The organism is Nocardioides sp. W7 (assembly GCF_022919075.1).
Classification (GTDB): Bacteria; Actinomycetota; Actinomycetes; order Propionibacteriales; family Nocardioidaceae; genus Nocardioides.
Genome location: NZ_CP095078.1, coordinates 5018482 through 5030837 on the forward strand (window position 1 = coordinate 5018482; position 12356 = coordinate 5030837).

The window sequence follows — 12356 nt, forward strand, 5'->3', positions numbered from 1 at the left end:
CAAGCAGGCGGGGCTGACGCGTCTGGCCACGGCAGACACTTCGCCGTACTCCGTGCGGAGTACGGCGGGCGGCTGGCGGCTGGCGGCTGGCGGCTCGGGCCAGGCGACCAGGTCGGGTAGCTACGGCGGACGACAGAAGCTGCGGCCGGCGCAGGTGGCTGCCCAGAATCGCCCCTGGACCTGCCGCCCTCCAGGTTGGCTCCGGGCTGTTGCCTACCGCCGCGCCGCAGATCGAGCCCACCCTGGACGGTCATGAGCTGTTCGCCGAGGGCGCCAACCGTTGTCCGACCCGTCTGCGCCCCCTGCTGCATCTATCGAGGCGGTGGATCAGTGGAGCGCCCCTCAGGTGGCTCCGAGATCTCGGCATTCCCCGTCGCGGTGACGGTGCCGTCCCGTAGCCGTGGCTCCAGCTCCCCGAGCCGCTGGACAACGTGCTCGGCCCGTGACGCCCCGTTCCCCGGGACGAAGGTCGGCCAGCCGGTCGAGGTGCGGATGGTGCTCGTGCCGGCGACCATGGCGCTGCTCGGCAAGGCCAATTGGTGGCTCCCGACGTGGCTCGACCCGGGGACTGCCACGCCTGCGGGTCGAGAGCCACGAGCTGGAGGCGTCGTCCGATACGAGCCCGTCGACGACGACGCCCGCGAACGCACCACGTCGGCTTCGTGAGCATCTGGTCGAGGACCGCCCACACCCTGGCGATCGCGGACCTACCGCGGGTGGAGACCGGAGGGATCCAGATGATGGGGCCGGTTGAGAGGATCTGCTGGATGCACCGGCGTTAGCCCGCACTAGCCCGTTCTTCGACTCCGGTGGGATCAGATCAGCCGCGGTCCGGGAGATAGCTTGGGATGGTTGCGCACATGCAAGAGGCCCTCACAGTCAGACTGTGAGGGCCTCTCGACTTCTGTAGCGGGGGCAGGATTTGAACCTGCGACCTCTGGGTTATGAGCCCAGCGAGCTACCGAGCTGCTCCACCCCGCGCCGCTGAACAGAACATTACGACATGGGGGGTGGCACTCCAAATCGGGGTCACTCGGCGGCGGGTGACTCCTCAGTCGGCGCAGGCGAGGGCGTGATGCCCGAGAGCTCGACCGCGTCGTCGATCGCCTGCTGGGCCTTCTTCACGCCCGCCTCGTAGCCGGCGAGATTGCCCTCGGCGAGGGCGGCGTCGGCCTCGGCGAACGCGGCCTCGGCGCGGGCGAGCAGCGCGCGGATCCGCTCCTCGGTCGAGCCCTGGGGCTCCGTCGGCTGGTCGCCGGGTTCCCCCTCACCCTCGTCGCCGGGCGGCGGCGCCGAAATACCGGTGAGGGCGTCACCGATCGCGTCGGTGAGGGTGGTGCCGATCCCGATCTCGTCGCCGATCGAGACCACGACGTACTGCAGGATCGGATAGCCGCCCGACGAGCCCACGCGGACCGCGTAGATCGGTTCGACGTGCATCAGGCCGTTCGCGATCGGCACCGTGAGGATGTTGCCGTAGGAGATCGGCGACTGGCCGGTCTCGAAGGCGCGCAAGCGGTCGCGCACGTTCTCGTCGGCGTTGATCTCGTTGGCGATCAGGCTCGGCCCGCTGGTGTTCTGGTCCTGCATCTGCAGCACCGTGATGGTGCCGTAGTCCTCCGACGTGGCATCCGAGTTCACCGTCGCGAAGGACGCGAGGTTGTTGCGACCGAACGGCACGAAGTTCGAGGTGAGCGACCACTGCCGGCCACCCTCGATGGTCTCGCCGTCCTCACCCTCGACGCTGGGCACGTCGACGAACAGGCGGTACGGCGGCTGCAGGCTGTTTCCCTGCGTGTTCGGGTCCTCGGGGACCTGCCAGCGGTCGTTGCCCTGGTACCAGTCGCCGGCGTCGGTGACGTGGTAGCGGGCGAACTGGTAGCGCTGGACCTTGAACAGGTCCTCCGGGTAGCGGATGTGCTCGAGCAGCTCGGGAGACATCTCGTCCTTGTCGACGACCGTGCCGGGGAACGCCCCACGCCACGCCTTCAGGATCGGGTCGTCCTCGTCCCAGCCGTAGAGGGTCACCGTGCCGTCGTAGGCGTCCACGGTCGCCTTCACCGCGTTGCGCATGTAGTTGATCTCGTCGGTCGGCAGCGTCTGCAGCCCGGTGTCCTGCTGGAGCGAGTCGTCGGTCATCGTCTCGAACGACTCCTTCTCCGCACCCGGGTAGCGGTCGGTCGTCGTGTAGCCGTCGAGGATCCAGACGACCTTGCCGTCGACGATGGCCGGGTACGCGTCGTCGTCGATGGTCAGCCACGGGGCGACCTTCTCCACCCGCTCGCGCGGCGTCCGGTTGTAGATGACCTCGCTGTTGCCGTTCACCCGGCCGGAGAGCAGGAAGTTCGTCTCGCCGAACTTGATGCCGTACATCAGCTGGCGCAGCGTCGACCCGACCGGCACCCCACCGGCGCCGTCGTACGTCGTGGCCCGCTCCTGGTCGTCGGTGGCCCCGGCCAGGCCGAGCTCGACGCTCGCGTCGTCCTCGTCGGCCTTGCCGACCACGGAGTACTCCGGGCTGTCCTCGCCGAAGTAGATCCGGCTCTCGTAGCCGTCGGGACCGGCCGCACGGGTGAGCGCGTCCTGGTCGGCCCCTTGGTTGCCCTCAGCCCACTGCGTCTCGGTGCTCAGGGACTGGTTGTCCGTCCCGCGCTGGTTGGCGTAGGCCGCGATGATGCCGTTGCCGTGCGTGTAGACGGTGTGCAGGTTGGACCAGTTCTTGTCGTTGTCGTTCAGGTCGTCCTGGTTGAGCTCGCGCGCGCCGAGCACCAGCGCGCGCTCCTCGCCGTCGAGCTCGTAGCGGTCCACGTCGAGGACGTCCGCGACGGAGTAGTAGGCGCGACCCTGCTGGGTCTCCTGGAAGGTCCGGCTCACCAGCTGCGGGTCGACGAGCGGCACCGAGGTGGTCGCGGTTCCGAGCCCGGCCGCGTCCGACTCCGGATCGGATCCGGAGTACGGAGCGACGACGATGTCGTCGAGGTCGTACGCCGCCCGCGTCGCCTCGATGTTGCGCGCGATGTACTCCTCCTCCTTGTCCGCCTCGGAGGGCTTGACCTGGAACTGCTGCATGATCGCGGGCCAGATCATCCCGAGCAGGATCGCGGAGACCGCGAGCAGCGCGATGCCGACCGAGGGCAGCATCCAGGTACGCCGCCACACGTTGACGAAGAAGAGCACGGCACAGATGACCGCGATGCCGATCAGGATGTTCTTGGAGGGCAGCACGGCGTTCGCGTCGGTGTACTTCACGCCGTCGAACAGGCCGCCGGACTGGTAGGCGACGTCGAAGCGGTCCAGCCAGTAGTCGAGCCCCTTGACCAGCACGAACAGGCCGACGAGCACCGAGAGCTGCGCCTGGGCCGCGCCCGAGAGCCGGTCCCCCGGCGACTGCAGGCGGATCCCGCCGTACAGGTAGTTGACGACCAGGGAGGCGATCAGCGAGACGACGAGGACCGCCATCGCGAAGTCGACGAGGAAGTGCAGCCACGGGAGGTCGAAGACGAAGAACCCGATGTCACGGCCGAACTCCGCGTCCTCCTGGTCGAAGTCGACCCCGTTGCGCCACAGCAGGTAGTTGCGCCACTGGCCGACGCCGGACGTGCCCGCGAAGACGCCGAGCACCACCGAGATGCCGACCAGCAGCCAGGTGCGGATCGGGGTGACCGCCTCGCGGTAGCGGTCCAGCCCGGTCTGCTCCGGGGAGTTCGGGTGGAACAGCGGCCGGGTGCGGTAGGCGACGTACATGCTCGCGCCGACCGCGAGCGCCATCACCACGCCGAACACCAGGAACAGGGCGACCCGGGTCCAGAGCAGGGTCGAGAACACGTCGCCGTAGCCGGTGTCGTTGAACCACAGCCGGTCGGTGTAGATCGAGGCGAAGGTGGTCAGACCGAAGAACGCCAGGACCAGCACCACCGCTGTGACGATCAGGGCGCGGGATCGTGCGCTGCGCGGCGGTGGCGCCGTGTCGCGCGGGTCCTGGTCGAAGAGCTCACTCACTGGTCTACCTCGGGTCCTTCGGGGTCGTCGTGCAGGGTGTCCACCAGCAGCGCGAGCAGGCCGGGGACGAGATCGGAGCCGCCGACGACGGACTGGGCGTCGTCGTGGGCACGCAGTCGGAGGGCACAGTACGTCGAGCCGGCGCGGGTCACACCGGCCACGATCCGCACCTCCTGGCGGTCGGGGTGCTCGCGGGCGAACTCCTCCGCGCTGGTGGGGTCGTCGGGAATCGCGTCGTCGGCCCCGGGGGGCAGCACCAGCCGCTCCACGACGGCGGCGCAGCCGGCCACGCCGGGCGGCCAGGTGATCGACTCCAGCAGCTGCTCCAGCAGCTGGCCCGGCGTCAGCTGGTCCTGCTCGACGGGGGTCAGCGACCCCTGGGCGGAGGCGGCGTCCAGGCCCATCAGCGAGGCGAGCGCGGGCTCGCGCTCGACCAGCTGGGCGGTGTCGACGAGCGCGTAGAGCCGGGCGGGCTGGTCCCAGCCACCCTCGGCGATGTGCGACTCGATCTCGAGGACCGCCGCGGCGAGCGCGGGATCGACGTCGAAGTCACTGGTGTCGGTCGGAGAGGTCATGTCAGGGGGCCTCGCAGCTCGGGAGGTCGGAGTCGGGGTCGGCGGCCCAGGCCTCGATGGCCTCGCGGGCGTCGTGCATGGTGTCGGCCTTGACCAGGCGCAGGCCGGGCCGCTCGACGCGCAGGGCCTCGTCGCAGTTGTCCGGCGGCACCAGGAACAGGTCGGCGCCGTCGGTGCGGGCGCCGGCGATCTTCTGCTCGATCCCGCCGATCGGGCCCACGCTGCCGTCGGCGGAGATGGTGCCGGTGCCGGCGACATCGTGGCCGTCGGTGAGCGGGCCCGGGGTGAGGGTGTCGTAGATGGCCAGCGAGAACATCAGCCCCGCGCTCGGTCCGCCGATCGCGGGGTCGATGTTGACCGAGACGTCGAACGGGAAGCGGTACGCCGGCCCCAGGCTGATGCCGATCTGCCGGGTTCCCTCCACCAGCTTCGGCGTCACCCGCACGGTGATGCGCTTCCCGGCCCGCAGCACCTTGAACGCGACCGGCTCGTCACCCGCCGCCTGCACGGCCGAGGTGACCTGCGCACTGTCGGTGATCCGCTGACCGTCGACGGCCAGGAGCAGGTCGCGGACCTGGAGGGCGCCGTCGGCGGGCATGCCCTTCTCGACGTACGACACCCCGAGCTCGGGCTCGACCTTCTCCCCCATCTCGGCGAGCGCGACGGCGGTCGCGGTGTCCTGCGAGGTGACCATGTCGACGGCGCCCTCGCGCTCGTCCTGCTCGCGGGTCTGGCCGTCGGGGTGCACGACGTCGTAGGGGTAGACCGCGTCGTCGTCGTCGAGCCAGGTGGCGATCAGCTCCGGCAGCCGCTTCTCGCCGTCCGGGCCCGCGAGCGAGACGTACACCGTGGTCATCCGCAGGTGGCCTCCGTCGCGGTACGTCGGGTGGCCCGTGACCGAGATGATCTCCCGGTCACCGTCCTTGCCCAGCACGTCGACAGTCAGCCCCGGGGAGTACGTCGCGTACGGGAGGGGCACCACGAAGGCGAGCGTGAGCAACGCCAGAAGCAGCGGCACGGCCACGATGGCGGCCACGGTGCGCTGCGTCATGCGGCAAAGCCTCTCATCACGCCCCAATCGCCGACCGCTGCGGCTCTCACCAGCCGGCCCGACGGGCGGCTGCGGGGTGGGGTCAGGTGCTCAGGAGGCGCGTCGGGACGGCCGGACGGCGACGCCGGTGCTGCGGTCCCGCTCGGGCACCGGCGCGGCGTAGCGACGCGGGTGCTCGTGCTGCAGGGCGCGGCCGAGGCGATCGGCGGCGACGTCGCGGTCGACCTCGCCCCGGCCCTCGCGACCGGCCCAGCCGACCCAGCACATCGCCACCGCGGTCACCACGGCGGACGGCACGAGCCAGAGCAGGATCTCCACGCCTCGAGGGTAGGCGTCCGGGACGCGCTCACGGGTCAGGGCGCGCCGACCCACTCCTCCGTGCCGTCACCGAAGCGCTGGTGCTTCCAGATCGGCACCTCGGCCTTCAGGGTGTCGATCAGCGCCCGGGACGCGGTGAAGGCCTCGCCGCGATGGGCCGCGGTGGTCGCGACGATCACCGCCAGGTCTCCGATCGCGAGCGTCCCGGTGCGGTGGACGGCGGCGACCCCCTGCACGTCGTACTCCTCGGCGACCCGGTCGCACACCGCCCGCAAGCGGTCCAGTGCGGTCGGATGGGCGGTGTAGTCCAGCCCGGTGACGCCCTTGCCGCCGTCGTGGTCGCGGACCCGGCCGACGAACAGCGTCAGTCCGCCGGAGGCGTCGTCGTCGAGCGCGCCGACGACCTCGGCGACGTCGAGGGGCGTGTCGCGCAGCTCGACCAGGCGCACGGCGGAATGGGGCACGTCGCGACGATAGTTGACGCGTGCCGGTTGCCGGGACGGCGTACCGTTGTCCCCATGACCAATGACCCGTCGGACCAGCCCGACGACGGCCGGAACCCCTTCAAGGGCACGCCCTTCGAGCAGTTCTTCAGCGGCGCGATGGGCGGCCTCGGCGGATCCGGCGGTGCCGGCGGCTTCCCCGACCTCACCCAGCTCTTCGGCCAGCTCCAGCAACTGATGCAGCCGTACGACGGCCCGCTCAACTGGACCCTGGCGACCGACCTCGCGCGCCAGCAGGTCGCCACCGAGCCCGACCCGACCCCCTCGCAGCGCCAGCGCGACGCGATCGCCGACGCCGTCCGGCTCGCCGACCACTGGCTCGACGCGACCACCGACTTCCCCTCCGGGGTGCAGTCGACCGCGGCCTGGAGCCGCGCGGAGTGGGTGGAGCAGACCCTCGCGGTCTGGAAGGTGCTCGTCGAGCCGATCGCGAAGCAGTCGGTGGACGGCATCAGCGGCGCCCTGCCGGAGGAGGCACAGGCCCAGGCCGGCCCGCTGCTCGGCATCCTCGGCAAGGCCGTCGGCGCGATCCTCGCCACCCAGCTCGGATCGGGGCTCGGCGCCCTGGCCGGCGAGGTGCTCAGCGTCTCCGACATCGGCCTCCCCCTCGGCCCCGCGGGCCGGGCCGCACTGGTCCCGACCAACGTCACGGCCTTCGCCGAGGGCCTGGACGTGAGCGAGGACGACCTGCTCCTCTACCTGGCGCTGCGCGAGGCCGCGCACCAACGGCTCTTCGCCCACGTGCCCTGGCTGCGCGACCACGTCATCGGGGCCGTCACCGACTTCGCCCACGGCATCCAGGTCAACGTCGAGGGCATGCAGGCGCGGATGGACGAGCAGCTGCGCGGCATCGACCCGTCCAACCCCGAGGCGATCCAGTCGCTCCTCGAGGGCGGCATGTTCGACATGCCGAAGACGCCGGCTCAGGAGGCAGCCCTCCAGCGACTCGAGGTGGTGCTCGCCCTCGTCGAGGGCTGGGTGGACGAGGTCGTCAGCCAGGCCACCGTCGAGCGGATGCCGGCCGCGGCGAAGCTGCAGGAGACGTTCCGCCGGCGCCGGGCGGCCGGCGGCCCGGCCGAGGACACCTTCTCCACCCTCGTGGGCCTGGAGCTGCGCCCCCGGCGGCTGCGCGACGCCTCCACGCTGTGGGGCTCGCTGCGCACCCGGCAGGGCGTCGAGGCCCGCGACGGCGTGTGGATGCACCCCGACCTGCTGCCGACGCCCGCCGACCTCGACGACCCGCTCGGTTTCCGTGAGGACGCCACCGCGCCGGAGATCCTCAGCGACGACGACTTCGACAGCGAGCTGAAGAAGATGCTCGACGGCGAGTGAGCGACGACCACCGGCAACACCGACGCCTCCACGCCGACGCGCTGGCCGTCCTCACCGCCTGGGACCCGCCCTCGGCGGCCCAGGGGGCACTGCGGGACCGGTACGTCGCGCACCTGCGCGCGCATCCCGACGGCCTGACCCGCGCCTGCCGGCCCGACCACCTGACCGCCTCCACGGTGGTGCTGAGCGCCGACCGTAGCCAGGTGCTGCTGACCCTGCACGCGAAGGCGCAGCGCTGGTTCCAGCTCGGTGGGCACTGCGAGCCCGGCGACGCGACCCTGGCCGGCGCCGCCCTGCGCGAGGCGACGGAGGAGTCGGGGATACCCGGCCTGCGACTCGCTCCCCGGCCCGTGCACCTCGACGAGCACGAGGTGCCGTTCTGCGGGCCGGCCGCCGACGTGCACCACCTCGACGTACGGTTCGTCGCCGTCGCCCCGGCCGATGCCCGGCACCGGACCAGCGACGAGTCCCTCGACGTCCGATGGTGGCCGGTCGACGACCTGCCGGACCCCGACCTGGTCGAGGTCGTCACGCACGCCCTGGCTCAGTCGACCTCCGAGGAGCCCCCGCGCGGCGACTCCCCCGGCGGCGAGTCGACCTGGGCCGCCGCCGACCAGCCCAGCAGATAGCCCTTGGCCCGCTCGGCCTGCGGGAAGCGGTCGACCCAGCTCCAGAACCGCTCGTCGTGGGCGGGCTCGAAGAGGTGGGCGAGCTCGTGGACGATGACGTAGTCGAGCACCCACGACGGCATGCCCTGCAGCCGGTGGGAGAGCCGGATCGTCCGGTCCCCCGGCGTGCACGACCCCCACCGCGACTGCTGGTTGTCCACCCAGCGCACCGACTCGGGGACCGCGATGCCGCCCAGGTACTGGTCGCTCAGCTCCAGCGCCCGTTCCAGCAGCTCCTGGTCGGAGGGCGCGCGCCGCTGCTCGGACTTCTCCAGCCGGGCGACCATGGTCGCCACCCAGTCCCGCTCCTCCTTGCGCGACAGCGAGGCCGGGATGAGGACCACGACCTTGTCGCCGTCACGGTAGGCGGACACGGTGCGGCGGCGCCGCTTGGAGCGGCGCACCTCCACGTCCGGACGGGCCATGACCGGAATCTAGGCCATCCGGGGCCACTTCGGGCCCCGCATTCGCCTACTTGTTCGCCCACTCCAGCAGGCGGTCCTTCGCCCAGGTGTTGACGATCCGGTCCGGGTCGATGCCCGCCGCCTCGGCCCGTTCCGCGCCGTAGACGAGGAAGTCGAGCTGGCCGGGCGCGTGCGCGTCGGTGTCGATCGAGAACAGGCAGCCGAGGTCGCGGGCGAGCTCCAGCAGCCTGGTCGGCGGGTCTCTCCGCTCCGGACGCGAGTTGATCTCGACCGCCACGTCGTGCTCGGCGCAGGCCTCGAACACCGCCTGGGCGTCGAACTCCGACGGCGGCCGGGTGCCGCGGCCGCCGGTCACCAGCCGGCCCGTGCAGTGGCCGAGCACGTTGGTCCGCGGGTTGCGGACCGCGGTGAGCATCCGCTTCGTCATCGTCTTGGCGTCCGAGCGGAGCTTGGAGTGCACGCTCGCCACCCGGACGTCGAGGCGCGCGAGCAGCTCGTCGGTCTGGTCCAGGCTGCCGTCCTCGTTGATGTCGACCTCGATGCCCTTCAGCAGCGTGAACTCCGCACCGCCGGTGACCAGGTGCTCGTTGACCGCATCGACGACCCCGAGCTGACGGGCCAGGCGCTCGGCGCTGAGCCCGCGGGCGACCTTGAGCCGCGGCGAGTGGTCGGTGAGCACCTGGTACTCGTGACCCAGCTCCATCGCCGTGAAGGCCATCTCCTCGATCGGAGACCCGCCGTCGGACCAGTCGGAGTGCGAGTGCAGGTCACCGCGCAGCCGGGCCCGCAGGGCGTGGCCGCCGGTCGTCAGCGGGCCGCCGTGCTCGCGCTCGGCTCTCGCGAGCCGCTCGGGCAGCCGCCCGGCGAGGGCCTCGGCGATCACCTTCGCCGAGCTCGCCCCGACCCCCGGCAGGTCGGTCAGGGTCCCCGCCTGCGCGGCCCGGCGCAGCTCGTCCTCGGGCAGCGGCAGCACCGCCGCTGCCGCCCCCCGGAACGCCTTGACCTTGTAGGTGTCCTCGCGGCCGCGCTCTAGCAGGAACGCGATCCGGCGCAGGGCGGTGACCGGCCCACCGTCGTACGACTCGCTCACTGTCTTTCCTCCACAGGTCCTGGACAGGCGTTCCCGCTGGTCAGGGCAGGGTACGCCGCCGCGACGCGATAGTTTTCCACAGGCTTCTCCAGGTCTGGAGCCGGTTCCTCCACGGAACGAGCCGCTCGTCCACAGCGTTCTCCACAGCTCTGTCCACAGGCATTGACTTCCGGGCGTTGACCCGCATCGGGGCGGTCCCTAGCGTTGCGCGCAGACGGCCTCCGGGCCACCGAACGACCCTCGCAAGGGGAAGGCGAGGGTCGCGAGGTGGGCCGGGGGCCGCTGTCGTGTCGGGCTGTCGTGCCCGGACTGCCGTGTCGGGCCACTGGTGCGCTCAGGAGCCGGTGAAGGTGGGCGGACGCCTCTCGCGGCTCGCCCGGATGCCCTCCTGCAGGTCATCGGTGGCCAGCGTGATCGGCTGCGCCATCGCCTCCCACTGCAGGCCACTCTCCAGGTCGCGGTGCCCGCCGTCGGCGAGCGCGAGTTTGGTGAGCCGGCTGGCGATCGGGGCGGTCGCGGCGATCCCGACGGCGGTGTCGAGCACCTCGTCGAGGAAGGAGTCCGGCTCGTGCACCCGGGACACCAGGCCGAGCCGGAGCGCCTCGTCGGCGTCGACGATCCGGCCGGTGAGCAGCAGGTCGCGGGCGTGCGCCTCCCCCACCACCTCGGGCAGCAGGTGGGTCGCCGCCATCCCGGGGTGCATGCCCAGCTTCACGAACGGGGCGCCCAGCTTGGCCCCGCGAGCGGCGTACCGCAGGTCGCAGGCGAGGGCGACGCAGAGCCCGGCCCCGATCGCGGCACCGTTCACGGCCGCGATCGTCGGGACCTCGAGCCGGCGTACGGAGAGCCAGGCCCGGTAGAAGGCGAGCATCCGGCTCCGCAGGTGGTCGACGGAGGCGTCCGGCTCGCTCGCGATCCAGCTGGTGTCCCCGCCGGAGCAGAAGGCCGAGCCCGCGCCGGTCACGACCAGCACGCGCAGCGACCGGTCGGCGGCCAGCTCCTCGACAGCCGCGACCCAGGACGACGTCATCTCCTCGGACATCGCGTTGCGCTGGTCCGGGTTGTCCAGGGTGATCAGCGCGACGCCGGTGGCGGGGCGCTCGAGACGCAGGTGGGGGAGGTCCGTCATGTCCGGGAGACTAGATGGTGGGTCGGATCGAGCCCCGAAACCCCGGCGGTGCGCCTCCTGCGCCCCGGCTCGGGGGTGTCGTAGGGTCGATACGGCCCGACGGCATCCGCCGCGGGACTTCCGGCGGGCTTCCCCACCCACCCCGTCGCGACGACCCACGTGAGACGAGAAGCAAGGAGGCCGTCATGGCGGAGACCTGGAGCGGCGAGTTCTACTGCGTGAAGTGCAAGGAGAAGCGCGAGGCCGAGGGCGAGGTCAAGGTGAACGACAAGGGCACCCGCATGGCCAAGGCCGTGTGCCCCGTCTGTAGCACCAACCTCAACCGGATCCTCGGCAAGGCGTGACGTCACTCGCCCCATGAGCTGCGTACGGCGGCGTCCCCTCGTGGGGACGCCGCCGTCAACGTCTCGGCACGCACTCGCGCGTCGCTCCGCGCCTGTGGACGACGCCCGGCAGCACCGGCCCGCCGCGTGTGAGGCTGACGGCATGCTCCCGTCCCGGCCCGTCCTGCTTCCCGGACTCCCGGTCCTGCGACGCGACGAACGACACCTCCAGATCGGCCTGGACCCGCCTCGATGCGCGGTGGTCCGCGACGATCCCGACGTACGACGGGTACTCGCCCAGCTGCACGCCGGTCAGCCGCCTCTCCCCCGGACCGAGGCCGGTGCCCAGGCCCTCGACCAACTGGCCCGCGCCGGCCTGCTCGCCGACCTCGACGAGCTGGAGCGTCGACGGGCCAGCCGGCTCGAGGTCACCGTCGGTCTCGATGCCCCGGCCGACCTCACCCGGCCCGTCACCGACCGGTTGCGGGCCGCGGATCTCGTGGTCGCAGCCGACCTGGACCAGGCCGGCGTACTCCTGGTCCTGAGCGACGGTCAGGTCCCCCGGCAGCACCTGGACCCGTACGCCCGCGACGGCACGCCCCACCTCCTGGTGTCCACCGAACCGGTGGGCATGATCGTCGGTCCGTTCGTCGAGCCCGGTCGGACCGCCTGCGTGCGGTGCGTGGACGCCCACCTCGGCCTCGCCGACCCTCGGCGCGCCCTGCTCCTGGAGCAGGCGACGGTCCGGGTGCCCCGCGAACCCGTGCTGCACGCGGTCGCGCTGGCCTGGGCGGTCGCCGACCTGGTCGCGTGGGCCGAGGGCCGGGTGCCGTCGACCTGGTCGGCCACGGTCCGGTTCGACGCGAGCCTCGACGTACGACGCACGCCGTGGGCGCGGCACCCCGGCTGTGGCTGCGCGTGGGACCAGGCGCTGACCGGGTAG

12 protein-coding genes and 1 tRNA gene are annotated in these 12356 nt (G+C 71.8%); 4 read left to right on the plus strand and 9 right to left on the minus strand.

Annotation, left to right across the window (positions count from 1 at the left end):
- Positions 1–907: 907 nt before the first annotated feature.
- From MUB56_RS23495 to MUB56_RS23520, 6 genes are all read right to left on the minus strand, one after another.
- A tRNA-Met gene (locus MUB56_RS23495) sits at positions 908–981 on the minus strand.
- A gap of 48 nt (positions 982–1029) precedes the next feature.
- On the minus strand, positions 1030–3999 hold the full coding sequence (locus MUB56_RS23500; protein ID WP_244929431.1) for a UPF0182 family protein: 2970 nt from the start codon (positions 3997–3999) through the stop codon (positions 1030–1032).
- On the minus strand, positions 3996–4574 hold the full coding sequence (locus tag MUB56_RS23505) for a PPA1309 family protein (protein ID WP_244929432.1): 579 nt from the start codon (positions 4572–4574) through the stop codon (positions 3996–3998). The genes MUB56_RS23500 and MUB56_RS23505 overlap by 4 nt, the downstream gene beginning before the upstream one ends.
- Position 4575: 1 nt before the next feature.
- Positions 4576–5625 (minus strand): PDZ domain-containing protein, encoded by a 1050-nt coding sequence (locus MUB56_RS23510; RefSeq protein WP_244929433.1) that lies wholly within the window; start codon positions 5623–5625, stop codon positions 4576–4578.
- Positions 5626–5715: 90 nt separating this feature from the next.
- Entirely contained in the window at positions 5716–5943 is a 228-nt protein-coding gene (locus MUB56_RS23515) for a hypothetical protein (protein ID WP_244929434.1), read from the minus strand.
- A gap of 35 nt (positions 5944–5978) precedes the next feature.
- Positions 5979–6407 (minus strand): molybdenum cofactor biosynthesis protein MoaE, encoded by a 429-nt coding sequence (locus MUB56_RS23520; protein ID WP_244929435.1) that lies wholly within the window; start codon positions 6405–6407, stop codon positions 5979–5981.
- Positions 6408–6461: 54 nt separating this feature from the next.
- On the opposite strand from MUB56_RS23520, the gene MUB56_RS23525 reads away from it, so the two are divergent.
- Together MUB56_RS23525 and MUB56_RS23530 are read left to right on the plus strand one after the other, a co-directional pair.
- Positions 6462–7778 carry a zinc-dependent metalloprotease gene (locus tag MUB56_RS23525; protein ID WP_244929436.1) on the plus strand — a complete coding sequence of 439 codons (1317 nt, stop codon included), beginning with the start codon at positions 6462–6464 and terminating at the stop codon, positions 7776–7778.
- Positions 7775–8407: an NUDIX hydrolase gene (locus tag MUB56_RS23530; RefSeq protein ID WP_244929437.1), complete on the plus strand. Its 633-nt coding sequence runs from the start codon at positions 7775–7777 to the stop codon at positions 8405–8407. The genes MUB56_RS23525 and MUB56_RS23530 overlap by 4 nt, the downstream gene beginning before the upstream one ends.
- On the opposite strand, the gene MUB56_RS23535 is transcribed toward MUB56_RS23530, so the two are convergent.
- The 3 genes from MUB56_RS23535 to MUB56_RS23545 form a co-directional block, all read right to left on the minus strand.
- Complete coding sequence (locus MUB56_RS23535) at positions 8323–8871, minus strand: M48 family metallopeptidase (protein WP_244929438.1); 549 nt, start codon at positions 8869–8871, stop codon at positions 8323–8325. The two genes, MUB56_RS23530 and MUB56_RS23535, sit on opposite strands and share 85 nt — an antisense overlap.
- 46 nt (positions 8872–8917) lie before the next feature.
- Positions 8918–9961: a PHP domain-containing protein gene (locus tag MUB56_RS23540; protein ID WP_244929439.1), complete on the minus strand. Its 1044-nt coding sequence runs from the start codon at positions 9959–9961 to the stop codon at positions 8918–8920.
- A gap of 334 nt (positions 9962–10295) precedes the next feature.
- Positions 10296–11090, minus strand: coding sequence for an enoyl-CoA hydratase-related protein (locus MUB56_RS23545; protein ID WP_244929440.1), 795 nt, complete (start codon positions 11088–11090; stop codon positions 10296–10298).
- 185 nt (positions 11091–11275) lie between these two features.
- On the opposite strand from MUB56_RS23545, the gene MUB56_RS23550 reads away from it, so the two are divergent.
- Both MUB56_RS23550 and MUB56_RS23555 read left to right on the plus strand, forming a co-directional pair.
- Positions 11276–11434 carry a DUF5679 domain-containing protein gene (locus MUB56_RS23550; RefSeq protein ID WP_091115022.1) on the plus strand — a complete coding sequence of 53 codons (159 nt, stop codon included), beginning with the start codon at positions 11276–11278 and terminating at the stop codon, positions 11432–11434.
- A gap of 142 nt (positions 11435–11576) precedes the next feature.
- Positions 11577–12356 (plus strand): TOMM precursor leader peptide-binding protein, encoded by a 780-nt coding sequence (locus MUB56_RS23555; protein WP_244929441.1) that lies wholly within the window; start codon positions 11577–11579, stop codon positions 12354–12356.